A 25,525-nucleotide genomic window follows, 5' to 3' on the forward strand; every position below is an offset into this window, starting at 1 on the left:
GGCCAGATTAAGAGGCGGCTCGTCCAAGTACCTGAAGGCCCCCTTCCTTGCGCCTAGCGCAAGGAAGGGGGCCTTCAGGTACTTCCGAAAGACTCAAGCGACCTCGCTCAGCCGCCCCGCCTTGACGTCGTAGACGAACCCGCGCACGCTGTCCGTATGCGGAAGGAAGTCGCTGCGCCGCACACGCCGCACTGACCGGCGCACACTGTCCTCGACCTCGCGGAACGCCTCGACCGCCCAGGTCGGGCGCAGGCCGGTGGCCTCTTCGAGTTCGTCCTTGAAGTCGTCTTCGGTCACCATGGAGAGACCGCATTCGGTGTGCTGGACGATCAGCACCTCGCGCGTGCCCAGTTTCCGCTGGCTCAGTGCGAGCGAGCGGATCATGTCGTCGGTGACGACACCGCCGGCGTTGCGCAGGACATGGGACTCGCCCTGGAGCAAGCCGAAGATCTCGAACACACGGATACGGGCATCCATGCAGGTCAGAATCGCCACCTGGAGTGATGGCCTCGGGGACGAGCGGTCACCAGGAGTGACGTCGCCCAGCTCCTGGTTTCGCTTGAGAAGTACGTCAATGGAGGTCACATGTCCATTTGAGCGGACACGCTCGGTGAGAGCAACGCTTTACGGGCTACATCACGGCCCGAACCAGCGTTCTTCGACCGTTCGAGGCGGTGCCGACGTGCGGCCGACACGCAGTTCGGTGGCCAGGGTGATCACCTTCGGCCCGACCCGGTCGGCGGAGCTCAGCAGCAGTTTGCCCGCAGCCTTGCCCTTCTCGAGTACCGGCTGGTGAACCGTGGTGAGCCCGGAGCGCTCGGCCTCGGTGATGCCGTCGAAGCCGGTGACCGTCAGATCCTGCGGCACCCGCAGCCCACGGCGTTCGGCTTCGGCGAGTGCGCCGAGCGCGAGGATGTCCGAAGTGCAGATCACGGCGGTGACCTGCGGATACGCGTCGAGCAGCTGCCGTGCGGCCGAAGCGCCGTCGTCCACGGTGTGGTCGAAGCGTTCGACCACCGGCACCGTCGCCCAGTCGACACCGGCCGCGGAGAACGCGGCGGCCAGCGCCTCCAGTCGGATCCGCTGCACGTGGAAATGCGCGGCGCTCTGCCGCTGGATGGAGACGAAGTCGTCGTTGCGCTCGCGGGCGAGCCGCATGCACAGCACGCCGATCTGCCGGTGGCCCAGCGAGATGAGGTGCTGCGCCATGGCGGTGACCGCGGCAGCGTCGTCCGGGCCGACCCGGTCGACGCCGTCCACCCGCGGCTGATCGACGATCACCGTCGGCACCGGGCGCTCCAGCACGGCGCCGAGGTGGGGGTCGTCGTCGGGCACCGAATAAACGACGAATCCGTCGACGCCGGCGCGGTGCACGGCCGCGACGTCCTCGTTGCCGGGGCTCGCCGGGACCAGGTGCAGGCCGACGCCCGCGTCTTCGCAGGCCAGCGCCAGCCCTTCGAGTACGCCGACGGCGGCGGGATCACGGAAGGCGTAGGAGAGGTTCTCGGTGAGTAAAAGACCGACAGCGCCTGCCTTGCGCGTCCGCAGCGAACGGGCCACCGGGTCGGGGCCCGGGTAGCCGAGGCGGCGCGCTGTCTCGAGGACACGGCGGCGCAACTCAGGCGACAGCTGGTCAGGTCGGTTGTAGGCGTTGGAGACGGTGGTCCTCGACACACCGAGCTCTGCGGCCAACGACGCCAGTGTCGCCTGCCTCCTGGTGCGGATAGGACGGCCCATCCGCAAACCGTAACGGTTCAGAACGTTTTGCAGAAGCATCACCCGACGTGTGGCAGGTCTCGATTCAGAGTGACCCTGGGTACAGCTCATACCGATCGATAGGGGTGTGTCAGCCGTATGGGGTACAGTTGAATCTGACAACGGTTTCCATTACCCGGTCTCTGGAACAGTCGGCCCGGGCGCCCGCAGGAGTGTTGTAAATGAATTCCCGCCGTACCAAGAGTGTTTTCGCGGCCGTTTCGGCCTTGGCCGTCCTCGCCGTCGGCGCGACAGCCTGCGCGTCCAGCGACAAGGCGTCCACCGGCGCCGGCACCCAGAACGCGTCCGCCGCGAACCCGGGTGGTGGCGAGAAGATCAAGGTCGTCGCCTCCACCGACGTTTGGGGCAGCGTCGTGACCGCCGTCGGCGGCGACAAAGTCGAGGTCACGTCGATCATCCACGACCCCTCGGCCGACCCGCACTCCTACGAGACCACCGCGAGCGACGCCATCGCCGCGAAGAACGCGAAGCTGACGCTGTCCAACGGCGGCGGCTACGACGAGTTCTTCGCGAAGCTCGCCGACCAGGCCACCGGCGCGCAGAAACTGGTCGCCGTCGACATCGCCGCGACCGGCAACGAGAACGAGCACGTCTGGTACAGCCTGTCCGGCGTCGAGAAGATCGCCGACCAGGTCGCCGCGAAGCTCGGCGAGATCCAGCCCGCGTCGAAGGACGCCTTCACCGCCAACGCGACCGCGTTCAAGGGCAAGACCCAGGAACTGCTGAAGAAGGTCAGCGGGCTGGGCACTTCGGGCGCCAAGGTCATCTCGACCGAACCCGTCGCGCACTACCTGCTCGAAAGCGCGAAGCTCACCGATGCGACTCCGCATGCCTTCGCCGCAGCCGTCGAGGCGGAGCAGGACGTACCCGTCGCCGCGCTCAACGAGGTCAAGCAGCTGATCTCCGGTAAGCAGGTCAAGGTCCTGGTCAACAACGCGCAGACCACCACCCCGGTCACCCAGCAGGTCCTCGGCGACGCCAAGAGCGCCGGGATCGCGGTCGTCGACGTCACCGAAACGCTTCCCGCGGGTGTGACCGACTACATTGCATGGATGACCAAGGATGTGGACGCGCTGGCGGGAGCACTGAAGTAGTGACCTCCGTACCTGCCGAAGCGCGTCCCGCGGTCCGTGTCCGAGGCGCGAGCCTCGCGTTCGGAAACCGCACTTTGTGGTCCGGGCTCGACCTCGACGTCGAGCCCGGCGAGTTCCTGGCGATCCTCGGGCCGAACGGCTCCGGGAAGAGCAGCCTGCTCAAGGTGCTGCTCGGCCAGCAGGGCCTGCCCGAAGGCACGGTCGAGATCGCGGGACGGCGCCCCGGCGGGCAGAACCGGCGGATCGGTTACATCCCGCAGCAGCGCGCCCTCGACGAGGGCCTGACTATGCGCGGGGTGGACCTGGTCGGCCTCGGCCTGGACGGGCATCGGTGGGGGACCGGGCTCTTCGGGATCTCGAAACGACATCAGCTGGTGTCGCGCGCGATCGGCTCCGTCGGCGCCCAGGCGTACGCGAAGCGGCCGGTCGGACGGCTTTCCGGTGGTGAGCAGCAGCGGCTGCGGGTCGCCCAGTCGCTGGTCGGCGACCCCGACGTGCTGCTGTGCGACGAGCCGCTGCTGTCGCTCGACCTCGCCCACCAGCGCGCCGTATCCGAGCTGATCGACGAGCGACGGCGTTCGGCGAATACCGCCGTCCTGTTCGTCACCCACGAGATCAACCCGATCCTGTCTTATGTGGACAGGGTGCTCTACCTGGTGAACGGCCAGTTCCGGATCGGTAAGCCGGACGAGGTGATGAACTCCGAGACGCTGTCCGAGCTGTACGGCACGCGGATCGAGGTGCTCAAGGTCGGCGGCCAGATCCATGTCGCCGGAGCGCAGAGCGCGTTGTGCGAGGACGAACCCCACCACATCGACGAACAGGCTTCGTAACGGAAGTGGCAGCAGACGAAGTGTCAGCACGACGGATGGCGCGAACTCGCGCCCTGGCGACGCGATCGCGGTCGCGGGTTCTCGGATAAGCACTGTGGACAAGATGTTCGATTTCGCCCTGACCGGCGAACTTCTCGGTCTCGACTTCGTACAGACCGCACTGCTCGCGGCGGCCGTCCTCGGCCTGGTCGCCGGGGTGCTCGGCCCGCTGGTGGTCATGCGGCGGATGTCGTTCGCCGTGCACGGCACCGCCGAACTGGCCTTCACCGGCGCCGCGGGTGCGCTGCTGCTCGGCGTCGGCGTCGAACTGGGTGGTCTCGCGGGCGCGGTGATCGCGGCCCTGCTGATCGGGATCCTCGGTGGCCGCGAGTCCGAACGCGACTCCGTGATCGGCGTGATCCTCGCCTTCGGGCTCGGTATGGGCGTGCTGCTGCTGTCGTTCTACGAAGGCCGCAGCGCCAACAAGTTCGGCATCCTCGTCGGGCAGATCATCACCATCGACTCGACCAACCTGAACCTGCTCGTCGGCGCCTCGGTCGTCGTCTTGGTGGTACTCGCGGTGATCTACCGGCCGCTGCTGTTCGCCACGGTCGACCCCGCGGTCGCGACGGCACGCGGCGTCCCGGTCCGGCTGCTTTCGCTGATCTTCGCGGTCTTGGTCGGGATTTCGAGCGCGCTGGGCGTGCAGATCGTCGGGGCGCTGCTGGTGGTCTCGCTGATGGTGACCCCGGCCGCGGCGGCCGCGCGGGTCACCGCCAGCCCGTGGAAGGCGACCGTGCTGTCGATCGTGTTCGCGGAGATCGCCGCGCTCGGCGGGATCATCCTTTCGCTCGCGCCAGGGAAGCCGGTGAGCGCGTTCGTCACGACGATCTCGTTCGTGATCTACCTGGTGTGCCGTCTCATCGCCTGGCTGCGCGGACGCGGCTCGCGGGTCCGCGTCGAACCGACGACGCCGCGGCCCGCCGCCGTCCCGGGCTAGCGGATCGGATGCTCGGCGAGCGCCTTCTTGACCGCGCTGAGGAAACCTTCGTCGATGAAGGCGAGCTGGCCGCCGGCCACACTCCGCTCCACGGCTTCGAGGACCACGACGTTCGCGTTCACGAAAGCGTCGACGGCCTCGGCCTGTGACGTCTTCTGGGTGAAGTGCGCCAGCATCGTCAGGTTCGTGAACGCACCCGAGAGGTACCGCGAGGACGCCTTCGTGAACGAGTCGCCGTAGATCAGGATCTTCTCGTCGACGGTTCCGATCAGCGGGCTCGCGGTGCGGTAGACCGGCCTGTCGATGTCGCCGTTCGGCTCGCCCGCGCGATCGACGAGGCCGTCCGGGCGGAGGCTGTACAGCGTGTTCGTCTTCGTGCCTTGTTTGTTGATCAGCGGCGGCAGGTCGGCGGTCGCGTCATACTGACCCATGGGCACGCTCACCCAGGTCTGCGTGACACCCGGTTTGATCGCGTTCGCGATGGCGCGCGTCATCACCAGCGCACCCTCGTCGGCCCAGTGGGTGTCGTTCGGCGGGTAGATCGGCCGCTGCACCCGGCCCTCGGACGCACGCAGTTCGGGTCGCAGGTCGATCGCGCGGGCGTCCTTGATCATCCGGTGCCAGGTGCCTGCCTCGGCCGACCGGGAGCAGTCCTTGCCGGGGTAGGTGTCGGGCAGGAACTGCGGGACCATCGTCGACTTGTCCGGCGCGACGACGAGCTCGAACCGCCTGCCGGACTGCTCGACCGCACGCCGCAGCTCGTTGATCTTGGCGATGGTGTCGGGCAGCGGTCGCGACGGATCGCATTTCGCGTCGGCGTCGTAGCCGTAGTACAGCCAGCCGTCGCGCCCCTGGACGACCCGGCGGTAGCCGGACGCGGCGTTCGGCGTCGGGCCCTGAGTGGGCGCGGTCTTGGGCGGCGCGGGAACCGGCGGGGCCGGGATCGGGCCCGCTTGCTGTTGCGGCGGGGCTTGGTCGAGCGGCGCGTCCTCGCCGAAGAGGCCGCGGCTGATCGCGTCGGCGGCGGCGATCGCGCCCGGCCGGAACGACAGCTGGTCGATGGCCCAGGTGGGCATATCGGTGAAGAAACCCCAGCCCCGGTCGGCCCCCGGGAAGCCCGCGAGCTTGTGGTTCTCGATCTCGCCCGGCCGCACGCCGAACACCCACAGCAGGGCCGGGGTGGTGAAGAACAGCAGTGCGCTGATCAGCGCCGTCCGCTGCCTGCCGCCGTGGCGGGGACGGTGCAGCGCGTGCTCACGCGGAAGCCACGCCTCGTGAACGGCTGGCAGTTGCTGGGGTTCGGACGCCACCCCTCCACCGTAATCACCCCCGTGTCTCCCGCAGGTGAGAACGCCTCACTTCGCGACAAGTGCCTGGTCACGCCCCCTTGCCCCGCCCCGCCCTGCTCCCGGAGCGCGTTTAGCCCGCTAAAGGCGAGTGCCCCCCGGGAGCGCGTTTAGCCCGCTAAAGGCGAGTGCCCCGGGAGCGCGATTAGCCCGCTAAAGGCGAGTGCCTTCCCCGGAGCGCGTTTAGCCCGCTAAACGCAGGTCAGTGGAGCATGAGGAGGACCTGCAGTTCCCCGACCAGGAAGCCGATGGCCCCGCCGACCGCGATGAGTTTCCACTCGTCCTGCCGGAACGCCGGGCGCAGCAGGCCCTCGAATTCCAGCGGCGTCAGCCCGAGCATCCGCCGCTCGACGATCTTCGCGACGTCCATCGCCTCGGTCAGGTAGCCCTCGGCGTAGCGGATCGTCGGCGGCAGGTGCTCCAGCGCCTTCCGCGCGGCCGCCTGTTTGATCTCCCGCAGCCGCGCCCCGCCGACGGCCATCGCCACCATCGGTTTCGCGACGCTCGCCTGTTCGTCGACGGCCTGCGCCACCAGCCGTTCGACCAGCGCGTACAGCCGGTCCGACCGCGGCCCGCGCAGTACGGCGTCGAGCAGGTTCGGCACGGTCAGGATCTCGCTCGCGATCATCTCGCCGTACTGCCGCGCCACCTCGGCCCGTCGCCGCTGGAACTTGCCCTGCAGGATCACCCGGCCGACCCGCACCGGCTCGCGCGGCACGAAGATCAGCTTGATCGCCAGCCAGTCGGTGCACAGCCCGATGACGCCGCCGAAGATCGGCAGCACCCACGGTTCCTTCGTCAGCGCCCACACGAACGCCTGCACGACGCCGAGCCCGAAGCCGAAGTAGATCCCCGTCCGCGCGATGAACGCCATCTCCGGCCGCGACGTCTCGCGGATCAGCCGGACCAGCAGTTTCTTGTCCCTGGTGAGCCGCTGCACGGTCATATGCTGGAAGTCGAGCACCTCGTCGAGGTTCTCGGTCATCGCTTCCACGAATTCCCGCACCAGCCGCGGCGTCGACGCCTGGACCTGCTTGATCAGCAGCTCCTGCGCCATCGTCGGCATGACCTCCCAGAGCCGGGGATGGTGCTTTTCGAGCACTTCACGGGCGACCTCGTCGACAGCGCGCAGCAACGGCTGCTCGATCTCGCGCGTGATGATCGCCGGGTCGATCCGGCGGAAGACCTCTTTGACGTCCAACAGGTTCGACGTCAGCAGCTCGGTCGCGACGGCGGCCATCCGCCCGCCGTGTTTGGGCACCACGCCCTGCCAGCCGAGAAACGGTTTGATCCCGACGAACTCCAGCGGCTTGAACATCATCTCGATGGCGACGCGTTTGGTGACGTAGCCGATCAGCGCCGCGATGAACGGCATGGTGACGTACACCGGCCAGTGCTCGCCGAGATCGGCGATGACGGCGTCCACTTGAGGCCCCTCCCGCGTCTTGCTAGAGGGAACCTAGCCGCTGCCCTCAATGGAGAAGCAGCAGGACCTGAAGTTCACCCACGAGCCCGCCGATCACCGCGCCGACCGCGATCAGCTTCCATTCGTCCTGCTGGAAGGCGGGTCGCAGGATCCCCTCGAACTCGAGCGGGGTCAGCTGCTGCATCTTCACGACGATCGTGTTGCGGACGTCGAGCGCGTCAGTGGCGTAACTCTCCACGTGTTTCACCGTTTCGGGGAGATACGCGATCGTCTTCTCGGCCGCGGCCTTCTTCATCTCCTGGTACTGCTTGCCGCCGACGGTCAGCGCCACCAACGGTTTCGCGATACTGGCCTGCGCGTCGATGGTCCGCTGCACCTCGCGGGTGATCATCGCGAACAGCTTGTCCGACTTCGGCCCGGTGAGCACGGCCTCCATCACGTTCCGCACGGTGAGGACCTCGTCCGCGATCAGCGCACCGTAGTCGCGGGCGACCGCCTGGCGGCGCTTCTGGAACATGCCCTGCCAGCTGAAGAACAGGAACCGGCGGGGCTCACGTGGGTAGAAGATCATCTTCAGCGCCAGCCAGTCCGTGACGAACCCCGTGACGAAACCGAAGATCGGCATGATCAACGGCTGTTTCGTCAGCGCCCACGCGACGAACTGGACCAGGCCGATGACGAAACCGAAGTAGATCCCGGACCGGGCGATGAAGCGGAGTTCCGGGGTCGCGACCTCCTTGATCAGGCGGCAGGTCAGCGATTTGTCCCGGACCATCGCGTTGATCAGCATCGCGTTGACGTCGAGGACCTCGTCGATGTTCGTCGACACCTCACGCATCAGCCGCGTGACGACCTTCGGCGCCTGCGCCCGGATCTGGTCGACCAGCATCCGCTGCGCCCGGGTCGGCAGCAGCTCCCACAGCCTGGGCTGGTACTGCTCCATCACCTCGCGGGTGACGTCCTCGACGGCCTTGAGGAGTGGCTCTTCCAGTTCCTTGACCACCTCGTCGGGGTCGAGCCGGGAGAAGATCTCCTGCGGGTCGACGAGGTTCTTGGTCAGCAGGTCGACGGCCGTGGTCGCCATCCGGCGGGAGTTGGCCGGGATGACCCCCTGCCAGCCGAGGAACGGTTTGATCCCGACGAACTCGAGTGGCCGGAACATCATCTCGATGGCGACGCGTTTGGTGAGGTAGCCGATCAGCGCGGCGATGAAGGGCATCGTGGCGTAGACGTGCCAGTGCTCCCCGATGTCGTCGAGGATCGCCGAGACGGTCAACCGGGCCTCCCCTGCTTACGACCTGTCAACAATGCAGGATGCCATGTGATCGGCCGGTCGCACGCCGAGTGCAGCCGTTTGGCGGTACTACCTGACGGGCCCCCGCTCATTAAGGTGTCCGCCATGGTCGCTCCTGAGAAGGCGGCGCCTCAGGCGCCCTCAGTGAAATCGTCCCAGTTCGCGGGCGCCGTCCGCGGCTACGACAAGCGTCAGGTCGACGAGCGGCTCGCCGAACTGTCGACCGAACTCAAGCAGGCCTCGCGCAACCGCGACGAGGCCGTGGCGACCGCCGGTGAGCTCACCAAGGCACTCGGCCACGCCCAGAAGGAACTGGACGAGACCAAGGCCGCGCTCGTGCGGATGAGCTCGAGCCCGTCCGGCGCCGGCGCGATGGCCGAGCGCGTCCGCATGATGATGCAGCTCGCCGAAGAGGAGATCGCCGACCTCAAGGCGGCCGCGAAAGCCGATGCCACCTCGACGCGTGCCGAAGCCGACAAGTACGCCCACGAGACCCAGCGCGCGAGCGAAAAGGCGGCCAAGGACGCGCAGGCCGAGCGCGAGAAGCTGCTCGCGGACGCCAAAGCCGAGATCGAGCGGCTGAACGCCGAGGCAGCGCAGAAGCGCAAGGAACTGGACATGGAAAGCGTCCGGACCCGCGCCGCCGCGGACAAGAAGGCCGAGGAGGCTTCGGCGGCCCGCCGCGCCGAGGCGGAGAAGGCGTCCGCGGACAAGATCGGGGAAGCCGACCGCGTGTCGGCGCGGAAGCGGTCCGAAGCCGAGCGGATCTCGGCGGAGAAGATCGCGAAGTCGGAGAAGTCTTCGGCGGAGGAGATCGCCGCGAAGCAGGAGCAGGTCGCGGAGGCCCTCACCGACGCGAAGACGCAGCGAGCCGAGGCTCAGCAGGCCCGGAAGCTCGCGCTGGAGCTGCGCTCGAAGGTCGCCGAACGGCTTTCCGCCACCGACGTCGCCGTCCAGGAAGCCATCAAGCTGCTGGCTCCCGCCCCCGAGTCCCCCGCCGATGCTCCCAAGGCGGCTGGAGCTGCTCCGAAGCCGGCTTCCGACAAGACCAACGGCCCCCGCCCTTCCTGACCACTCGCGGCGAGGAGCGCCGCGCCATATCCCAGGCCTCGCCGGCCGCGGCCCGTGGACTGTGGAGGTTGTGACGCCGATGCTCCTGGCCGAAGAACGCGCGGCGGTCTGCGAATACGCCCGCCGGATGACCACCGACGGTTTGGTGGTCGGCACCTCCGGCAACGTCTCGGCGCGGCAGGGCGACCTGGTCGCGGTCACTCCGACCGGAGTCGACTACGCCGGGCTCCGGCCGGACGACGTGCCGGTGGTCCGGCTGGACGGCGAGATCGTCGAGGGCTCGCTCAAACCGACCAGCGAACTCCCGATGCACCTCGCCGTGTACCGGAACGCCGCGGATCCGGACGGCAAGACGATCTCCGCGGTCGTGCACACGCATTCCGTGCACGCCACGGCCGTCTCCACCCTCGTCACCGAGGTCCCGCCGATCCACTACATGCTCGCCGCGATCGGCCCGACGGCCCGCGTCGCGTCTTACGCGACGTACGGCACCGAAGAGCTCGCCAAAGCCATGCTCAAGGCCTTGGAGAGCCGCCGAGGCTGCCTGCTGGCCAACCACGGCACGGTCACCTTCGGCGACAGCCTCGGCTCGGCGTACAGCCGGGCACAACAGCTCGAATGGGTTTGCCAGGTCTGGCTGACAGCGCGGGCGGCGGGAGCGCCGAACCTGCTCCCGCCCGCCGAGATCGAGCACGTCGTGGAAAAGCTCCGCGGCTACGGGCAGCGTTAGAAAACCCTGTCAGGAAGCAGCGGGCTCCGCGTCGAAGTCCATCTCGTCCACGGCGTGGACCGCGTCGAGGAGTTCGACGACGTTGGGATCGTCGACGGCCTCCTTGATGCACTGCCACAGCTGAAGGTTCGCCAGCGCCCACCGCGAGTAGGTCTCCGCGGCCTTCGGGTTGTAGAAGTAGTAGCCGCTGTCGTGGACATCGCGTTGCTCGCCGACGATCTTGTGCGCCAGTTCGCGCAGGCTCAGCCCGTTCTCCCGCAGATACCGGTGGGCGAGCACGACCGGCGTCACCGGCAGCGCCTTGAACAGCGTGTCGGCGTCGCTCAAGGCCTGCGCCTCCAGCGAGATATGCCGGCCGCGGGTGGCCATCTCGGCCTCGTCGATGATCTCGTCGATCCACCGGGCCACAGCGTCTTCGACACCGCATTCCCGCAGGAGGCCCATCCGGAGGTCTCGTCCGGCGGCCGCCGGGGAGTTCCGGAGCACGATGTAGTTGACGTCGTGCACCAGAGCCGCCACCTCGACGACGGTGCGATCAGCGCCGTTGTGTTCGGCGAACCCCGCGGCCTTGGCTCGGACGAAACTCACGTGGTGCCAGCCGTGGAACTGCAGCTTTTCCGCATACCGCCAGCAGAGCTGCCGGACGCGATGCTCGACGGCGTCGATGGTCTGGGAAGTAATTGTCGTCTTTAGCGCGCGCATACACCTCTCCTATCCCGCTTGCAGACGGGTGGAGTAAGGGTATGCGCCTTCGACGGCGGTGTGTAGTTAGATGCGCTGCGCCAGGTCCCCCAATCGGACCTCTACCGGAACGTGACGATGCCCGATTCCCGTCTTCGGGTCATAGGAAAGACTGGACTCGCTCACTGGGCGTGATTTCACCAAAAACGTCATAGTCCCTTCGGTGGCTTCAGGAATCCGATGGAACTCGTCCGCGTACATGACGCCTACCGATCCCGCCTGACACAGTGTGCTACGTCGTAACCGAACTGATGTGATCAATCCGGAAACCGGGTCGCGCAGGGTCGAGTAACGCTCGTGGACATAGTTGCCACGGAGAAGAGTGGTGCAGAAGTGGTATCTGTGGTTGTGCACGGAATCGGCGTACCCCTCACGCCAGTCCTCCGGTGCCTTGTACTCGTGGAGCCAGACCGAAAACGGGTCCGTCGGTGAGTCGAGCAGGCACCAGGCGAAATGGGTGGTGGTCTCGCGGGATCGTCCGAGTACCGCGCTCGCCTCGTCCGGGCTCAGCGAATCGATATGCCGCCGAAGATCCGTCCGCAGCTCGGCTCTCGACGTCCAGTCCCGGAAGATCTCGTCGACGATTTGCCAATGCTGCGCCAGCGGCAGATCCGTCGTACTGAGCAACGCGGACAGCCGGGTGAGAGGGGACAAGCGAGTGAGCAACTTCAGCTCCTCAATTTCTAGTACTCCGCTACGCCGGGAAGTCAGGGGTTCAACTCGGCGAGTGTGGTGAACTCCTTCCGGAAGGAGTGGAATTTCCCTTCCAGCTCAAGGAAGTTCTCTTCGGATAGGGGAGAGCCGGTGATCTTTTCGTACAGGGCGAGGAAATCCGCCCGGGTCGTCGTGGTGGAGATGCGGAAGTGCCGTCCGGAACGGGATTGGGACACGCGCAGGAACTCGGAGCGTTCCTTGTTGTACAGGAAGGAACCTTCGCTGAACCGCAGGGTTCGCGGATACAGCGTGGTCGCCCCGCGGATGTCGCTGTACAAGGTCACCCAGACGCTCTCGTCGAACACTTCGAGCCGGTCCAGTGGCGGGTCGGCGACGACGGTGATGTCCACCAGCGAGCATCGGCTGCGGGCCAGGAACAGCCCGACCAGGCCGATGCTGATCTCGTCGTTGAGCCGCGTCTGGATCGTCTCGTAGTCCATGCTCGCTTCTTCGCTGCGCAGGAGGTAACGCGCCCGGCCGCTGATGGCGCCCGCGTCGCGTGGGTCGGCGATGACCACGCGAAGCTCCCTTTCGGTGCGGGACAACAGTAACCGGGCCGCGGCATGCCTGCCGGAGAACCCGCGAAAGAAGTAGTGCCGGGTCACGTCGAGGTCTTCGGTCATGATCCGGTTGAACTTCGGATCCGGATCGCTCGTCGCCTCGAAGACGTGGGTGGGGAAGAATTCCTTGTTGAGCGAACGGTATTCGGCGCTGAGTGCTTCCAGCGCCTTACGGCTTTCCTCGATCACCGGGGTCACCATCGCGCGCTGTGACGCGGTGGCGGTGATCAAGGTCTGGCCGAAGCCGACCACCGCGGAGATCAGGGTGCCGGTGCCCAGTGAAGTGAGCAGCGTTTTACCGGCGCCGGGATCCATCATGCTGGAGATCCACAGGCTGAGGCCCGCGACGACGACCAGTACGGTGAGCAGAAGACTTGTCCTGGTCCAGAAGATCTCTTGCAGTGGGGTACGGCGGAGCCGGTCGGCTTCCGCGGGCACGGGGGTCACCTCCTTGATCGACACACGAACGGACGAACGCATTGCGTATCTGTTCGAGTGCGGGGAGTTACTCTACGCGCATCGTGACAATGTCGAAATAAGAAATTCGGGGGAAAGATACCAACAGCCGACGTGACGCTCGGCAATACTGGTTTCGCTTCCGGAGTTTCGCCTCGTTACGAAAAAACCGCTCACGGAGCGTGCGGCAGGATCCCTTCGTACCAGGCGGGACCGGGTTTCGCCGACGACAGGGTTTCGACGACGGCCGAAGACGGTGCGGTGTACACCGTCGGGAAGTCGATCTCGCCCCGCGCGGGGTCCAGCGTCCACGCGAGCCGCTCCTCTTCCAGTGGACTCTGCTGTATGAAAGGAAAGTGCGCGTCCGCACCATTCTTGTTGCCCCTCGGATCGAGCCGGATCCACCGGTCCGGACCACTGAGGTACACGGCGTTGAGGCCGTGCAGCACGCCGATCCGCTGGTAGCAGAAGCCTGCCGGAATGCCTTGGCGGCGAAGCAAAGCGGCCAGCAGGTGCGCCTTCGCATAGCAGAGACCGACTCGCTCCCGAAGGACGTCGGACGCCAGAAGGGTGACCCTGGAATCGGCGGCATCCACCGTATGGGCGATCTCGTCGCGCACGAAGTGAAACATCGAACGAATCACGTCGACTTCGGTGCCGCCGGTCGGTGACAGACTGTCAGCCGTTTCGCGGATCAGCGGATGATCGAGATCGATGACCGCGTCGGCGACGAGATAGTCGTCGAGACGCTCGGATTCGATCTTCAACGCGTTCCGTTCAGGACGGTGTCCACCACTTCTTCGAGGAATTTCGGACCGGCTTCGCCGCCGCGTAGCAGTAGCCGGAACCAGATCGCTCCCGCGAGCAAATCCATCACCACGACCGGATCGGCGCCAGGCCGTAGTTCACCCCTGGCGGCGGCGCGGTCGAAGATCGGCTCTTCGCGAGCCAACCGGTCGGCGAAGAAACCCCGTGACACCTCACCGAGTTCCGGGCGGCGGGGGCCGGCGGTGAGTGTCGCGGTGACGATCGGCGCCGTATGCGCGGAGGTCAGCAACCGGAAAATCTGCGTTGCCACAGCAAGAAGATCGCCACGCAGGCTGCCGGTGTCCGGGACGTCGAGAGTGAACAGTCCCGAATTACGCAGTGCCGCGGCCAGGAGTGCGTCCTTCGACGGCCACCACCGGTACAGCGTCGTCTTGTTGACGCCGGACCGGGAGGCGACGGCTTCGATGGCGAGCTTCTCGTAGCCGTGCTCGGCCAGTAGTTCGAGGGTGGCGGCGAAGATCGCCTCGGCCTTGCGGGGACCGTTCTGCGTGCTCACCAGGCAACAATACAACGCACCGTTGCGTTGCGCTGAAAGCGCGGGTACTTTACAACGCAACGGTGCGTTGCATTCAGGAGGTAATCCATGGTCCCCGTCGTCTTCGTCCACGGCATCCGGCTCAGCGGTGCCGCGTGGTCCGAGCACACGAGCCCTACCGCGAGAGCGGTCGACCTGCCGGGACACGGCAGCCGCCGGGGCGAACGATTCACCATGGACGACGCGGTGGACGCCGTCGTCGAGGGCATCGAGGAGCCCGCTCTGGTCGTCGGGCACTCGCTCGGCGGCTACGTCGCCATCGCCGCGGCCGCCCGGTATCCGGAGCGCGTCGCCGGGCTGCTCGTCGCGGACTCGACCTACCTCCCCGGCCGGACACTGGAGGCGCCGTTCCGCCTCGCGCATCGCCTCCTCATGCGGCTGCCTGATCACGGAGAACGGCTCAGCCGGTGGCAGTTCGAGAGTGTGCTGCCGCCCAAGCTCGCCAGAGCCGTGATCGACGGTGGCGTCGCGACCGAGGTGATCCCGGACGTCGCCGAGGCCTTCGCCGGCTTCGACGTGCTCGCGGAACTCGGTACCTACCCCGGCCCGACGTGGCTGATCAACGGCTCACGCGACCACTTCCGCCGCCACGAACACCGCTTCCTCGACGCTTGCGCCGACGGGCGGCTCATCACCGTGCCGAAGGCCGGGCACTACCTGCCGATGGTGCACGGCAAGGAATTCTCCCGGCTGGTGCTCGACGCGGCCCGCGGTCTGCCGGCTTCCCACGCGGGCATCCGGTAAATCAGAGGCGTCCGGCGGTGTACCTCGCTAAAGTGATCACCATGTGTTCCGTCATCCAGAACTGGCAGGCCTTTCGCGCCCGGTCGACGCGCTGACCCTGGTGCCGGCGGCTCTCGCCGACGTCAAGGTCCACGTCCACCGTTCGCCAAAGGATGACAAGGATCTTCACCATGCGCGTACTCTCGCGCCCCATTTTCGTCTTCGTTCACGGCGGCTCCAGTAACGCACGGGCCTGGGGCCCGTTGCAGAACGAACTGGCGCTGCTCGGTTACCGTTCGCACGCCGTCGACCTACCCGGCCACGGCGACCACGCGGACAGCCCGGCCGCCTACTACCGGCAACCCCAGGACCTCGCGGCACTGGCTGCCGCTCCGTCCCCGCTGCGCGGAGTCACGTTGCGGGACAACGTGAAGCACGTGATCGGCACCCTGCGGCGGCTTGCCGAGGGGGGACCGGTCGTCCTGGTCGGGAACAGTCTCGGAGGGCTGACGATCAGCGCCGTCGCCAACGCCGCGCCGGAACTGCTCGACCGGGTCGTCTACCTTTCCGCCCTCTGCCTCAGCGACCCGGCCATGCTCACCGAGCCGTGGGATGTGGTCGACGACAACCTGCTGGACGCACTGGCGGCGCGGATCACCGTGCCGGACGTGGATGAACCCGGGGTGGCCCGGCTGAACTGGCGTGGCGCCCACGGCGACCCGGCGTTGTTCGCCGAGTTGAAGGCCGCCATCATGGCCGACTCCACCGACCACCAGTTCCGGCTGTTGCTGGACTCCCTGGATCCGGACGAGACCTACGCGGTCCTCGAACCGGGGGCGTTGGTCCAGGCCGACGGCTGGGGGCGTGTCCCGCACACCTACGTCCGGCTCGCCTCGGATCGCAGTATCACCCCGGCGGTCCAGGACTACATGATTCGCAAGGCCGACGAGCTGACTCCGCACAACCCGTTCGAGGTGCACACCCTGGCCTCGTCGCACGTCGGCTACTTCAGCAGGCCACGGGTCTTCGCCGACTTGCTGACCGGTCTCGGCTGAGCCAGTGCCTTGAGCGCCCCCGCCGCCGGTTCGGCGACGGGGGCGTTCGGGGCTACCTCAGGCCGGGGCCCGAAGGCTGATGATCTCCTGTTCCAGCGCCTCACGCAGTGAGTCGTGCCGAGCGCTCAAGGCATGTTCCGCGATACGCCAGCGATCCGCCGGGTAGAGCCAGACCGGCCGTCCGACGAGGTTCGCCGGCTCCCAGTCGTAGCGTGGCCAGATGTGCGCGTGCAGGAATGGGTCCGTGTTACCGAGGATCTCCAGGTTGACGCGACGGAAGCCGGGGTATCGTCGTGCACAGACTTTCTCGACCGCTTCGGCGAGCACCTCCATGTCTGCCAGGAACTCCAGCCGCCGCGTCTTCGGCAGGTCGGTCAGCCTGCCGACATCGGGGGTATCGGTCAGCAGGACGCAGTAGCCCGGCAGGAACTGGGTGTCGCCGATCACCGCGAATCCCGCGTCCAGTCGTCGAAGCACCGTCGGGTTATCGCCGCGCAGCGCCGAGCCAACGCGATCCCGTTGCCAGTCATCGGTCATGAGTCAAGCTAGCCGACGGGGAGAAGTGTGCCTTCGGCGTTGGTGAACTGAGTCGCCAGCCGGACCGGTCCCGGATACGGGGCCAGGACGATCGACGCGAAGGGCGTCGCCACCGACGAATTACCCGAGTAGTTGGTCTGCAGATACACGCTGACATGTACGTTCCGGTCGGCCGGGATCTCGAAGGTGACGGAGCCCCACGAGACCACGTATTGCCTTCCGTCGATACTCGCGAGAGGCGCGAAGACCTTCGCGTGGTGGTGGAGCGAGATGTCGATGGTGAGCAGGCGGCGCGGACCGTCGTGGTTGTCGACGTAGGGGATCACGCCCGGCTGAGTGGCCAGATCGGTCAACCTGTCCTCCTAGAACTGGTAGTAGAGGAACGGGCTGAACGTTCCGGTCGCGATCAGGATGGCCGCGTAGATCAGCCCCACGGTCATCACGCCGATCCGCAGCGCGTTCGCCGGGCGGCTCCGCGACGACTCCAGCAGCGGCCCGGTCACCGGATGCGACGGCAGGAACACGATCACCAGCGCACACAGCAGGATGATCAGCCGCTGGTTCGTCACGGCGCCTTCGACGACGTCGCTGAGGCCGGTGAAGTCCGGCAGCAGCATGTGCCCGATCATGCCGAGCGCGTGCGACAGATCCTTGGCACGGAAGAACACCCAGCCGAAGATCACGAGCAGGAGCGTCAGCGCGCGGCGGCCGACGCGGGCGGCCTGCGACTTCGGGTTGACGTCGTAGCCGAAAGCACGTTCCACGATCAGCAGGGCGCCGTGGTAGATGCCCCAGATCAGGAACGTCCACTGCGCGCCGTGCCAGAACCCGGTCAGCACGAACACGATGCACAGGTTCCGGTACGTATGCCCGGCGCCGGTGCGGTTGCCGCCCAGTGGGATGTAGACGTAGTCGCGGAACCAGCGCGACAGCGACATGTGCCAGCGCCGCCAGAACTCGGTGATGGTCACCGACGAGTACGGCCGCGCGAAGTTCTCGGGTAGCCGGAAGCCGAGCATGCGGCCAAGCCCGATCGCCATGTCGGAGTAGCCGGAGAAGTCGAAGAACAGCTGAAGGGTGTAGCCGATCGCGCCGAGCCAGGCGATCGCGAACGTCATTTGATCCGGCGGGGTGTTGAAGCAGGCGTCCACCATCGGGCTGAGCGAGTCCGCGATGATCGTCTTCTTGCACAGCCCCAGCGCGAAGCGCGGGAAACCGGCGGCGATGTCGTCGAGCCGGTGCGACCGCTTCTGCGGCAGCTGGTCGGCGATCTCCCGGTACCGCACGATCGGCCCGGCGACCAGCTGCGGGAACATCGCGATGTACGCGGCGAACGACACCGGGTTACGCAGTGCGCGGCGTTCCCCGCGGTAGATGTCGACCACGTACGAGATGTGGTGGAACGTGTAGAACGAGATGCCGATCGGGATGACCAGGTCGGCCACCGGGAAGCCGCCGCCGAACCAATGCGTCACGGCCGCGATCTGCTGCGTCGCGAAGCCCGCGTACTTCCAGATCAGCAGCATGCCGACGTTGAGCCCGATGACGCCGAGCAGGATCCGCTTGCGCCGCGTGTTCTGCATGTCCCACGCGTTCGGCTCCAGCGCGGGTCCGGCCAGGAAGTTGACCACCATGCAGCCGATCAGCACCAGCGTGTACGGCCCGGCGCCGGTGGCGTAGAAGATCAGGCTGCCGACCGCGACGATGCCGTTCCGCCAGCTGCGCGGGCACACCAGCACGGCGAGCAGTACCGCCGGCATGAAGTACCACAGGAACAGCGGCGAAATGAACGACATCGGTGCGGGGTCCCCCAGGGCGGTTACGCGTTATCCGCTGGTGACCTTAGCCTGAGGACCCCGCGCCGTGTCGACGAAGTGCGGGGTCAGACACGTCCCGCGACACGGCGGCGGCGTGCCACCTCGGCCAGCAGCACACCGGCCGCCACCGACGCGTTGAGCGATTCGACACCGGCCGCCATCGGGATCGACACGGTCGCGTCGCAGGTCTCCTTGACCAGCCGGGAAAGCCCGCGGCCCTCCGAGCCGAGCACGATGACCAGCGGGTCCGCCGCGACGTTCAGTGCGTCGATGTCGACCGAGCCGTCCGCGTCGAGGCCGACGACCATCATGCCGTCTTCCTTCCACGCCTTCAGCTGACGCGTGAGGTTGGTCGCGACGGCGATGGGCAGTTTGGCGGCGGTGCCGGCCGACGTCCGCCACGCCACCGCGGTCATCCCCGCGCTGCGCCGCTCCGGCAGGAGGACGCCGTGTGCGCCGAACGCGGCGGCCGAGCGGATCACCGCGCCGAGGTTACGCGGGTCGGTGACGCCGTCGAGCGCGACGAACAGCGGCGTGTTGCCGGAGTCCTTCGCCGCGGTCATCAGGTCGCCGGGGTGCGCGTACTCGAACGGCGGGACCTGCAGGCCGAGGCCCTGGTGCATGGCCCGGTTGGTCTTGCGGTCGAGTTCCTCGCGCGGGATCTCCAGTATCGAGATGCCCTTGTCGCCGGCGAGCCGGACGGCCTCGTTGACGCGGTCGTCGATCTCGATGTTCACCGCGACGTACAGCGCGGTGGCCGGCACGTCGGCGCGCAGCGCTTCGACCACCGGGTTGCGCCCGGCGATCAGTTCCGGCTTGTCGGCCTTCTTCTGCCGGGCCTGTTCCTTGCGGTCACGCGCGTTGGCGACGCGGTACGCCTTGTGCCCAGGCCGGTCTTCGGCCCTGGGGGTCGGGCCCTTGCCTTCCAGGCCCTTCCGGCGCTGGCCGCCGGAACCGACGACCTGACCCTTCTTCGTGCCGGGCTTGCGAATAGCGCCCTGGCGCCGGGAGTTGCCTGCCATCAGTGAGAATCCTTGAGCTAGAAACCGAGTAAGTGTCAGACTTCCTTGACGGTCCACTGTGGACCGTTCGGGGTGTCTTCCACCACGATGCCCGCCTGTTGGAGGCGGTCACGCGCGGCGTCCGCACGGGCGAAGTCCTTCTCGGCGCGGGCCTGCTGACGTTCGGTGAGCAGCCCTTCCACGAGTTCGGACAGCGCCTGCCGGGTGGGCGTTTCGTTGCCGCCCGCCTCGGACCAGCGCGCGGAGAGCGGGTCGAGGCCGAGCACGTCGGTCATCGCGCGCACGGAGGCGGCGAATGCGAGTGCCTTGGAATTGTCGGCCTCGTCGAGGGCGGCGTTACCGTCGCGGACCGTGTTGTGCAGCACTGCGAACGCCTGCGGGGTGGCCAGGTCGTCGTCGAGCGCGGTGGCGAAGTCCTTCGGGACCTCGCCGAGGTGGACGGCGCCGACGATGCCGGCAGTACGCCGCAGGAACTGCTCGATCCTCCGGTAGCCCTGCGCGGCTTCACCGAGTGCTCCGTCGGAGTACTCGATCGTCGACCGGTAATGCGGCTGGACCAGGTAGTACCGCAGTTCGGGCGCCCGGTAGTCCCGCAGCATCTGCGGGATCGACACGGTGTTGCCCAGCGACTTCGACATCTTCTCGCCGGACATGGTCACCCACGCGTTGTGCAGCCAGTACCGCGCGAATCCGTCGCCGGCGGCGGTGGACTGCGCGCGCTCGTTTTCGTGGTGCGGGAAGACCAGGTCGACGCCGCCGCCGTGGATGTCGAACTCCGGGCCGAGGTACGCCGTCGCCATCGCCGAGCATTCGAGGTGCCAGCCGGGACGGCCTTCACCCCACGGCGTCGGCCATGACGGCTCGCCCGGCTTCGCGGCCTTCCACAGCGTGAAGTCGCGCGGGTCGCGTTTGCCCTCGCCGAGGCTCTCGCCCTGCTGGACCTCGTCGAGCTTCTGTCCGGACAGCTCGCCGTAGCCGTCGAACGCCTTGACCGAGAAGTACACGTCGCCGCCCGAGGCGTACGCGTTCCCGCCGTCGATCAGCCGCTGCATCAGTTCGATCATCTGCGTGACGTGCCCTGTCGCCCGAGGGGCGATCGACGGCGGCAGGCAGCCCAGCGACTCGTACGCCGATTCGAAGGCGCGCTCGTGCGTGGCCGCCCACTCCCACCAGGGACGATCCGCTTCGGCGGCCTTGGTGAGGATCTTGTCGTCGATGTCGGTGACGTTGCGGACCATCAGCACGTCGTGTCCACTGTGGACGAGCCAGCGGCGCAGGACGTCGTAGTTCAGCGCACCGCGGACGTGGCCGATATGGGGAACGCCCTGCACGGTGGCACCACACACGTACATGGACGCCGTTCCGCTACGGGCGGGGTGGAATTCCCGCACGCTCCGGGTCGCGGTGTCATAGAGGTGTAGTGCCACCCTAAAAGGGTACGGGGTCCGCGTGAGCGGCGTCGCAGTGACCGCGTTACAGCACGTTATGGGCACGCAGGGCGCTGAGGAGAGCGTCCGGCCGCTCGGTCGTCGGCAGCGGCTCTACCAGCGCGAACGCGCAGCCGATCTCGCGCGCGGCGCCGTCGGCCTCGTCGCTGTCGCCGATCATGAGCGTTTCCGCCGGGTCGACGTCGAGCTGCTCGACGGCGTGCCGGAAGATTTCCGGCTCCGGCTTCACGGCCCCGACCTCGAAGGACAGGATGAACTCGTCGACGAAGGCGTCCCAGCCCCGTCGGCTGAAGGCGGGCCGGATGTCGAAGGCGATGTTGCTCAGCACCCCGATCCGGACGCCCTTGCCCGCGACGCCCTTGAGGACGGCCTCGGTGTCCGGGTACGGCGTCCACTGGGTGGGATCGATCAGCCGGGTGTAGAGCGCGACGGCCTGGTCGGCGTGTGGGACGCCGGACTGCTTGAGGACCTCGAGGTACACCTTGCGGTGCAGTGCCGGGTCGCGGTCGCGGTTGTGCCAGGCGTGCAGGTGCTCCTCGTCGAGGTCGACGACCTGGCCGACCGGCGCCGTCATCCGGCGCATCAGCTCGGTCTGGGCCTCGAGGTCGAGGTTTTCCCCGTCGTGATCGGTGAGGTCGGCGAGCCAGGTCTCATCCTGCTCGAGCCGGAAAACCGTGCCGGAGAAGTCGAACAACACAGCGCGATAGGTCACGACCCCCACATTAGCCACGATCGTGGGACTCCGGCCTCTTCCCGTGTGTCAGGAAAGGGTCTTTCAGGACACATTCTGTCCTGAAAGACCCTTTCCTGACACGTCAGGCCGCGTTGCCGGTGATCTTGGTGGGCGTGATCCGCACCAGGACCCGGACGACCTCCGGGGGCTCCTCCGGGTAGTCCTTGCCGAGGTACTTGTGCGAAAGCTCGTTAATCAGCTCGCGGCCGCCCTCGTCGGTCATCTCCACGGTCCCGCGGATCTCGACGTAGTCGTACGGGTTCTCCGTGTCGAAGACCGAGACGGACACCCGCGGGTCCCTGGCCATGTTCCGCTCCTTGAGACGGCCGCGGACGGTCGCGAAGATCACCGTGTCGCCGTCCCGCTTCGCCCACAGCACGGACGTCTGCGCGGAGCCGTCGGCGTTGATGGTCGCGAGGACCGGGAAGTTGTTGCCGTCGAGAAGCTTCTTGGTCTCATCGTTGAAAGTCACACCCATGGCGAGAGCCTAATCAACGAACGTTCCCGGCGATCCTGTCCACGTGCAGCCGGACGATCACCCGCTCGACCTCCGGGCCCTCCGCGGGCGGGTCCTGGCCGAGGTACTTGTGGCTCAGCGTCTTCGGCAACGTCTTTCCCGGATCGGGGGTGATCGTGACCGTGCCGCGCAGTTGCGTGTGCCGGTACGGGTTCTCCGCGTCGGTGATCGACACGCTCGCACGGGCGTCGCGGCGGAGGTTCCGGACCTTCAGCCGGTCTTCGGTGGCGCTGAAGATCAGATCGCCGTCGTCGAGGCCCACCCAGATGACCGAGGTCTGCGGGCCGCCGTCGGCGTCCAGCGTGGCCACGGTCGCGAAGTTCTTGCCGTCCACCAGTTCGCGGACCGGTTCGGGAAGTGTGACTGCCATGACTGGCCGAACCGGCCTTCGGCGCCGCCTATTCCTGCGACGGCAGGAGAAGCGCGGTCGCGAACGCGGCGATGCCCTCGCCGCGGCCGGTCAGGCCGAGTCCGTCGGTGGTCGTCCCGGAGACGCTGACCGGCCCTCCGACGGCCTCGCTCAGCACCTTCTGCGCCTCGTCGCGGCGCTTCCCGACCCGCGGCGCGTTGCCGACGATCTGGACGGTCGCGTTCCCCACGGTCCAGCCGTCCGCCTCGACCAGACGCCGCGCCTCGGCGAGGAACTCGACGCCGTGTTTGCCGGCCCATCGCGGATCGCCGGTGCCGAACACCGCCCCGAGATCGCCGAGCCCGGCCGCGGACAGCAGCGCGTCGCACAGCGCGTGGGCGGCGACGTCGCCGTCGGAATGCCCCGCGCAGCCGTCGACACCGGGCCAGAGGAGACCGGCGATCCAGCATTCGCGGCCGGCTTCGATGGGGTGGACGTCGACGCCGTTCCCGATCCTCACAGGGTTTCCTCTTCTCTTCGCGGGTTTGCGCGCGGCCGCGATCGCGTCGCCAGGAGGCTCTTCGGCCCGAGTTCGGTGGAGCGGCCCGAGTGGATCACAAGGCCCGTTCCCCTTTCCCGGCACGAGCGATCGCCTCGGCCAGTTTCAGTTCGAACGAGTTGGTGACGCGCATCGCGTCGGGATGTCCGGCGACGGTGTGCGCGCCGTCAAAAGACGGCTTGTCGACATACGAGAGAAAAGTCTCACGAGTGAAGCCGAGCGGGGTCTGCGCCGTACGCAGGTGCGCGCGGTCTTCGGTCCCTGTGATCACTTTCGCCACGTCAGTCACCTTCACGGTGTCCGCCATCGGCAGTACCGGGACCACGAAAGGCGAACCCGCACGGACCGTGTCCGCGACGGTACGGATTGTGTCCGCCGGGGTGAAGGCGCGCAATGCGTCGTGCACGAGGAGAACGGGATTTCCGGCGATCTCTTTTTCGACGGTGTCGAAAGCGTGCTTGACCGAGGGGCCGGGTACTATCCGGCAACGCTCCGGGAAGTCGATCAGCGCGGCCGAAAACAACTGAGCACACCGCTCGGGGGCCACCACGACCACCAGATCGAGATCCGGCAGAGCGAGCAGCCCCCGCACGGTGTGCGTGAGTAGAGCTTCACCATTGACCGGCGCGAGAGCGAGCTCCGCGTCGGAGGCATGGTGATGAACGGCAGTGACGAACACGATTGTGCTCATATGGACAGTGCTCATATGTGCGCGATCGTAGAGGAATCCCGCGCAGCCTCACCTGGCGTGGGACACCCGCTGGTTCAGACTGCCGCGGTTTCCAGAACTTCGTCGAGGAGGACTTCAGCCTTGTCCTCGTCGGTGCCCTCCGCGAGCGCCAGCTCGCTGACCAGAATTTGCCGCGCCTTCGCCAGCATGCGCTTCTCACCGGCTGAAAGTCCGCGGTCCTTCTCACGTCGCCAGAGGTCGCGCACCACTTCGGCCACCTTGTTCACATCGCCGGAGGCGAGCTTCTCGAGGTTGGCCTTGTACCGACGAGACCAGTTAGTGGGCTCTTCGGTGTGCGGAGCACGCAGAACGTCGAAAACCTTGTCCAGTCCTTCTTGCCCGACGACATCACGAACGCCGACGATCTCGGCGTTGTCAGCGGGCACGCGAACCGTAAGATCCCCTTGCGCGACTTTGAGGACGAGGTACTTCTTCTCCTCGCCCTTGATCACGCGGGTTTCGATGGCTTCGATGAGTGCGGCACCGTGGTGCGGGTAGACGACGGTCTCTCCGACCTTGAAAACCATGTGTCCTCTGCCCCTTTCGCTGAATTCATCTTAGCACGTGCCGACGAGGCCCACCTAGCGGCCTGCGATCGTCGTCGCAGGTCAGCGGCCTGACGGTGGTCCGCCCGGGGGTTGACAAACCCAATTCGCCCATGCTCATGCAGGTGAGAAGCGAACGGTTTGGAAATCCTTTGTGGACGGTTGATCTTGGGCACGTCACCGCATTGGTGGGGTGGCAACACGCACCGGGTTCTCCGGTCGCGAAGCCGCCCGGCTAGTCTTCGCGGTGAAGAGGCCGTGACAGGGAAGGACTCCGATCGTGAGGCTGCAGAATCGTCGCGTGTCCGGCGCAGGCGTGCTGGCGCTCGGCGCCGCGCTCGTGCTCGCCGGCTGCGGTGCTGGTCAGATCACCCAGACCGACTCGCAGCAGCCCGCGGTCAACGGGACGTACGCACAGGCGAAGGACCTGGTGCTGCGGAACGTCGCGCTCCAGTTCCCGGCCGAGGGCCAGGCGTACACCGCCGGTTCCGCCGTGCCGCTGTCGCTGACCATCGTGAACCAGGGCAAGCAGGACGACGAGCTCGTCTCGGTCTCCACCGACGCCGCCAAGGAAGCCAAGATCTCCGGCTCCAAGATCGTCGTCGCGACCCACGCGCTCGTGGTCGGTGACTCCGACGCGGCCGAGTCGACCAAGGAGGTCGCCCCGACGAGCGCGCCTTCGTCGGCGCCCGCTTCTTCGGGTGCTCCGTCGTCCTCGAGTGCTCCGTCGTCCTCGGGTGCCCCGTCTTCTTCCGGTGCCCCGTCGTCCAGCGTCGCCGGGACGGTCACGCCGTCCGTGGGTCCGGAGTCGTCCGCTTCGCCGGACCAGGTGGGCAAGGCCACGATCGTCCTGCAGGACCTGAAGCAGCCGCTGTGGCCGGGTCAGACGATCAAGGTCACCTTCGTCTTCAAGAACTCCGGTTCGGTCACCCTCGACCTGCCGGTCGCGGCGCCGTCGCATCCGGGCAGCCGTGAGCCTGCTCCCGAGAAGGAAGCCAAGGCCGGCGGCCACTGAGTCTCCAGCAGTACTACTACATGAAGGCCCCCTTCCTTGCGCCTAGCGCAAGGAAGGAGGCCTTCATGTACTTGACAGGAACCTCAGCGGCA

The 25,525-nt window shown here is 67.0% G+C and carries 29 protein-coding genes; 8 read left to right on the forward strand and 21 right to left on the reverse strand.

Going from position 1 to position 25,525, the window contains the following annotated elements; all coding sequences use genetic code 11:
* Nucleotides 1–93: 93 nt before the first annotated feature.
* Together AB0M65_RS28860 and AB0M65_RS28865 are read right to left on the reverse strand one after the other, a co-directional pair.
* Nucleotides 94–585: a carbonic anhydrase gene (locus tag AB0M65_RS28860; protein WP_364034218.1), complete on the reverse strand. Its 492-nt coding sequence runs from the start codon at nt 583–585 to the stop codon at nt 94–96.
* Nucleotides 586–636: 51 nt separating this feature from the next.
* Nucleotides 637–1,737, reverse strand: a complete 1,101-nt coding sequence (locus AB0M65_RS28865; protein WP_364034220.1) for a LacI family DNA-binding transcriptional regulator — start codon at nt 1,735–1,737, stop codon at nt 637–639.
* A 200-nt stretch (nt 1,738–1,937) separates the two neighbouring features.
* Between AB0M65_RS28865 and AB0M65_RS28870 the strand changes: the two genes are divergently transcribed.
* The 3 genes from AB0M65_RS28870 to AB0M65_RS28880 all read left to right on the forward strand — a co-directional run bounded on the left by AB0M65_RS28870 (nt 1,938) and on the right by AB0M65_RS28880 (nt 4,682).
* A complete protein-coding gene (locus tag AB0M65_RS28870) occupies nt 1,938–2,870 on the forward strand; it encodes a zinc ABC transporter substrate-binding protein (protein WP_364034222.1) in 933 nt (310 codons plus the stop codon).
* Nucleotides 2,870–3,703: a metal ABC transporter ATP-binding protein gene (locus AB0M65_RS28875; protein WP_364034224.1), complete on the forward strand. Its 834-nt coding sequence runs from the start codon at nt 2,870–2,872 to the stop codon at nt 3,701–3,703. Before AB0M65_RS28870 ends, AB0M65_RS28875 begins: the two co-directional genes overlap by 1 nt.
* Nucleotides 3,704–3,797: 94 nt before the next feature.
* Nucleotides 3,798–4,682, forward strand: a complete 885-nt coding sequence (locus tag AB0M65_RS28880; protein ID WP_364034226.1) for a metal ABC transporter permease — start codon at nt 3,798–3,800, stop codon at nt 4,680–4,682.
* Here the strand turns inward: AB0M65_RS28880 and AB0M65_RS28885 are convergent.
* The 3 genes from AB0M65_RS28885 to AB0M65_RS28895 all read right to left on the reverse strand — a co-directional run bounded on the left by AB0M65_RS28885 (nt 4,679) and on the right by AB0M65_RS28895 (nt 8,730).
* Nucleotides 4,679–5,992: a hypothetical protein gene (locus tag AB0M65_RS28885; RefSeq protein ID WP_364034228.1), complete on the reverse strand. Its 1,314-nt coding sequence runs from the start codon at nt 5,990–5,992 to the stop codon at nt 4,679–4,681. The two genes, AB0M65_RS28880 and AB0M65_RS28885, sit on opposite strands and share 4 nt — an antisense overlap.
* Before the next feature lie 238 nt (nt 5,993–6,230).
* On the reverse strand, nt 6,231–7,454 hold the full coding sequence (locus AB0M65_RS28890; RefSeq protein ID WP_364034230.1) for a DUF445 domain-containing protein: 1,224 nt from the start codon (nt 7,452–7,454) through the stop codon (nt 6,231–6,233).
* 46 nt (nt 7,455–7,500) lie between these two features.
* Nucleotides 7,501–8,730, reverse strand: coding sequence for a DUF445 family protein (locus AB0M65_RS28895; RefSeq protein ID WP_364034232.1), 1,230 nt, complete (start codon nt 8,728–8,730; stop codon nt 7,501–7,503).
* A 123-nt stretch (nt 8,731–8,853) separates the two neighbouring features.
* Between AB0M65_RS28895 and AB0M65_RS28900 the strand changes: the two genes are divergently transcribed.
* Together AB0M65_RS28900 and AB0M65_RS28905 are read left to right on the forward strand one after the other, a co-directional pair.
* Nucleotides 8,854–9,819, forward strand: a complete 966-nt coding sequence (locus AB0M65_RS28900; RefSeq protein WP_364034235.1) for a hypothetical protein — start codon at nt 8,854–8,856, stop codon at nt 9,817–9,819.
* A 79-nt stretch (nt 9,820–9,898) separates the two neighbouring features.
* Entirely contained in the window at nt 9,899–10,549 is a 651-nt protein-coding gene (locus AB0M65_RS28905) for a class II aldolase/adducin family protein (protein ID WP_364034292.1), read from the forward strand.
* A 9-nt stretch (nt 10,550–10,558) separates the two neighbouring features.
* Here AB0M65_RS28905 and AB0M65_RS28910 read toward each other — a convergent pair whose 3' ends face one another.
* From AB0M65_RS28910 to AB0M65_RS28930, 5 genes are all read right to left on the reverse strand, one after another.
* The gene (locus AB0M65_RS28910) at nt 10,559–11,251 is read right to left on the reverse strand and encodes an HD domain-containing protein (RefSeq protein WP_364034238.1); all 693 of its coding nucleotides are present in this window, start codon (nt 11,249–11,251) and stop codon (nt 10,559–10,561) included.
* A gap of 66 nt (nt 11,252–11,317) precedes the next feature.
* Nucleotides 11,318–11,956, reverse strand: a complete 639-nt coding sequence (locus AB0M65_RS28915) for a hypothetical protein (RefSeq protein WP_364034241.1) — start codon at nt 11,954–11,956, stop codon at nt 11,318–11,320.
* 41 nt (nt 11,957–11,997) lie between these two features.
* Nucleotides 11,998–13,044 (reverse strand): hypothetical protein, encoded by a 1,047-nt coding sequence (locus AB0M65_RS28920; RefSeq protein WP_364034244.1) that lies wholly within the window; start codon nt 13,042–13,044, stop codon nt 11,998–12,000.
* A 149-nt stretch (nt 13,045–13,193) separates the two neighbouring features.
* Complete coding sequence (locus AB0M65_RS28925) at nt 13,194–13,787, reverse strand: transglutaminase family protein (RefSeq protein WP_364034247.1); 594 nt, start codon at nt 13,785–13,787, stop codon at nt 13,194–13,196.
* Nucleotides 13,784–14,344, reverse strand: a complete 561-nt coding sequence (locus AB0M65_RS28930; protein ID WP_364034250.1) for a TetR/AcrR family transcriptional regulator — start codon at nt 14,342–14,344, stop codon at nt 13,784–13,786. Before AB0M65_RS28930 ends, AB0M65_RS28925 begins: the two co-directional genes overlap by 4 nt.
* 87 nt (nt 14,345–14,431) lie before the next feature.
* On the opposite strand from AB0M65_RS28930, the gene AB0M65_RS28935 reads away from it, so the two are divergent.
* Nucleotides 14,432–15,127: an alpha/beta hydrolase gene (locus tag AB0M65_RS28935; protein ID WP_364034253.1), complete on the forward strand. Its 696-nt coding sequence runs from the start codon at nt 14,432–14,434 to the stop codon at nt 15,125–15,127.
* A 170-nt stretch (nt 15,128–15,297) separates the two neighbouring features.
* A complete protein-coding gene (locus AB0M65_RS28940) occupies nt 15,298–16,161 on the forward strand; it encodes an alpha/beta fold hydrolase (protein WP_364034256.1) in 864 nt (287 codons plus the stop codon).
* 57 nt (nt 16,162–16,218) lie between these two features.
* On the opposite strand, the gene AB0M65_RS28945 is transcribed toward AB0M65_RS28940, so the two are convergent.
* From AB0M65_RS28945 to AB0M65_RS28995, 11 genes are all read right to left on the reverse strand, one after another.
* Nucleotides 16,219–16,698 (reverse strand): hypothetical protein, encoded by a 480-nt coding sequence (locus AB0M65_RS28945; protein WP_364034259.1) that lies wholly within the window; start codon nt 16,696–16,698, stop codon nt 16,219–16,221.
* Between the two features lie 8 nt (nt 16,699–16,706).
* Nucleotides 16,707–17,051, reverse strand: coding sequence for a hypothetical protein (locus AB0M65_RS28950; protein ID WP_364034262.1), 345 nt, complete (start codon nt 17,049–17,051; stop codon nt 16,707–16,709).
* A gap of 9 nt (nt 17,052–17,060) precedes the next feature.
* Nucleotides 17,061–18,494, reverse strand: a complete 1,434-nt coding sequence (locus AB0M65_RS28955; RefSeq protein ID WP_364034265.1) for an MBOAT family protein — start codon at nt 18,492–18,494, stop codon at nt 17,061–17,063.
* A gap of 86 nt (nt 18,495–18,580) precedes the next feature.
* Nucleotides 18,581–19,537: a 23S rRNA (guanosine(2251)-2'-O)-methyltransferase RlmB gene (gene rlmB / locus AB0M65_RS28960; RefSeq protein ID WP_364034268.1), complete on the reverse strand. Its 957-nt coding sequence runs from the start codon at nt 19,535–19,537 to the stop codon at nt 18,581–18,583.
* Nucleotides 19,538–19,572: 35 nt separating this feature from the next.
* Nucleotides 19,573–20,964: a cysteine--tRNA ligase gene (gene cysS / locus AB0M65_RS28965; RefSeq protein ID WP_364034271.1), complete on the reverse strand. Its 1,392-nt coding sequence runs from the start codon at nt 20,962–20,964 to the stop codon at nt 19,573–19,575.
* Between the two features lie 46 nt (nt 20,965–21,010).
* Nucleotides 21,011–21,697, reverse strand: coding sequence for an HAD family hydrolase (locus tag AB0M65_RS28970; RefSeq protein ID WP_364034274.1), 687 nt, complete (start codon nt 21,695–21,697; stop codon nt 21,011–21,013).
* Between the two features lie 103 nt (nt 21,698–21,800).
* On the reverse strand, nt 21,801–22,196 hold the full coding sequence (locus AB0M65_RS28975) for a PPOX class F420-dependent oxidoreductase (protein WP_364034277.1): 396 nt from the start codon (nt 22,194–22,196) through the stop codon (nt 21,801–21,803).
* Nucleotides 22,197–22,209: 13 nt separating this feature from the next.
* Nucleotides 22,210–22,605, reverse strand: a complete 396-nt coding sequence (locus AB0M65_RS28980) for a PPOX class F420-dependent oxidoreductase (protein WP_364034280.1) — start codon at nt 22,603–22,605, stop codon at nt 22,210–22,212.
* Nucleotides 22,606–22,633: 28 nt separating this feature from the next.
* Nucleotides 22,634–23,104: a 2-C-methyl-D-erythritol 2,4-cyclodiphosphate synthase gene (gene ispF, locus AB0M65_RS28985; protein WP_364034283.1), complete on the reverse strand. Its 471-nt coding sequence runs from the start codon at nt 23,102–23,104 to the stop codon at nt 22,634–22,636.
* A 94-nt stretch (nt 23,105–23,198) separates the two neighbouring features.
* On the reverse strand, nt 23,199–23,834 hold the full coding sequence (locus AB0M65_RS28990; RefSeq protein WP_364034285.1) for a 2-C-methyl-D-erythritol 4-phosphate cytidylyltransferase: 636 nt from the start codon (nt 23,832–23,834) through the stop codon (nt 23,199–23,201).
* 74 nt (nt 23,835–23,908) lie between these two features.
* Nucleotides 23,909–24,400 (reverse strand): CarD family transcriptional regulator, encoded by a 492-nt coding sequence (locus AB0M65_RS28995; RefSeq protein WP_005165253.1) that lies wholly within the window; start codon nt 24,398–24,400, stop codon nt 23,909–23,911.
* Nucleotides 24,401–24,698: 298 nt separating this feature from the next.
* Between AB0M65_RS28995 and AB0M65_RS29000 the strand changes: the two genes are divergently transcribed.
* Nucleotides 24,699–25,433 carry a hypothetical protein gene (locus AB0M65_RS29000; protein WP_364034289.1) on the forward strand — a complete coding sequence of 245 codons (735 nt, stop codon included), beginning with the start codon at nt 24,699–24,701 and terminating at the stop codon, nt 25,431–25,433.
* Nucleotides 25,434–25,525: the final 92 nt, after the last annotated feature.

The organism is Amycolatopsis sp. NPDC051071 (genome assembly GCF_040682875.1).
Lineage (GTDB): Bacteria > Actinomycetota > Actinomycetes > Mycobacteriales > Pseudonocardiaceae > Amycolatopsis.

What these genes read in the sequence shown, in the direction of transcription:
- AB0M65_RS28975 (WP_364034277.1), bottom strand. Translation starts at nt 22,196, where the DNA reads ATGGGTGTGACTTTCAACGATGAGACCAAGAAGCTTCTCGACGGCAAC.
- AB0M65_RS28940 (WP_364034256.1), top strand. Translation starts at nt 15,298, where the DNA reads ATGCGCGTACTCTCGCGCCCCATTTTCGTCTTCGTTCACGGCGGCTCC.
- AB0M65_RS28990 (WP_364034285.1), bottom strand. Translation starts at nt 23,834, where the DNA reads ATGAGCACAATCGTGTTCGTCACTGCCGTTCATCACCATGCCTCCGAC.
- rlmB (WP_364034268.1), bottom strand. Translation starts at nt 19,537, where the DNA reads ATGGCAGGCAACTCCCGGCGCCAGGGCGCTATTCGCAAGCCCGGCACG.
- AB0M65_RS28955 (WP_364034265.1), bottom strand. Translation starts at nt 18,494, where the DNA reads ATGTCGTTCATTTCGCCGCTGTTCCTGTGGTACTTCATGCCGGCGGTA.
- AB0M65_RS28905 (WP_364034292.1), top strand. Translation starts at nt 9,899, where the DNA reads ATGCTCCTGGCCGAAGAACGCGCGGCGGTCTGCGAATACGCCCGCCGG.
- AB0M65_RS28900 (WP_364034235.1), top strand. Translation starts at nt 8,854, where the DNA reads ATGGTCGCTCCTGAGAAGGCGGCGCCTCAGGCGCCCTCAGTGAAATCG.
- AB0M65_RS28980 (WP_364034280.1), bottom strand. Translation starts at nt 22,605, where the DNA reads ATGGCAGTCACACTTCCCGAACCGGTCCGCGAACTGGTGGACGGCAAG.
- AB0M65_RS28935 (WP_364034253.1), top strand. Translation starts at nt 14,432, where the DNA reads ATGGTCCCCGTCGTCTTCGTCCACGGCATCCGGCTCAGCGGTGCCGCG.
- AB0M65_RS28995 (WP_005165253.1), bottom strand. Translation starts at nt 24,400, where the DNA reads ATGGTTTTCAAGGTCGGAGAGACCGTCGTCTACCCGCACCACGGTGCC.
- AB0M65_RS28870 (WP_364034222.1), top strand. Translation starts at nt 1,938, where the DNA reads ATGAATTCCCGCCGTACCAAGAGTGTTTTCGCGGCCGTTTCGGCCTTG.
- AB0M65_RS28945 (WP_364034259.1), bottom strand. Translation starts at nt 16,698, where the DNA reads ATGACCGATGACTGGCAACGGGATCGCGTTGGCTCGGCGCTGCGCGGC.
- AB0M65_RS28865 (WP_364034220.1), bottom strand. Translation starts at nt 1,737, where the DNA reads ATGGGCCGTCCTATCCGCACCAGGAGGCAGGCGACACTGGCGTCGTTG.
- AB0M65_RS28910 (WP_364034238.1), bottom strand. Translation starts at nt 11,251, where the DNA reads ATGCGCGCGCTAAAGACGACAATTACTTCCCAGACCATCGACGCCGTC.
- AB0M65_RS28920 (WP_364034244.1), bottom strand. Translation starts at nt 13,044, where the DNA reads ATGCGTTCGTCCGTTCGTGTGTCGATCAAGGAGGTGACCCCCGTGCCC.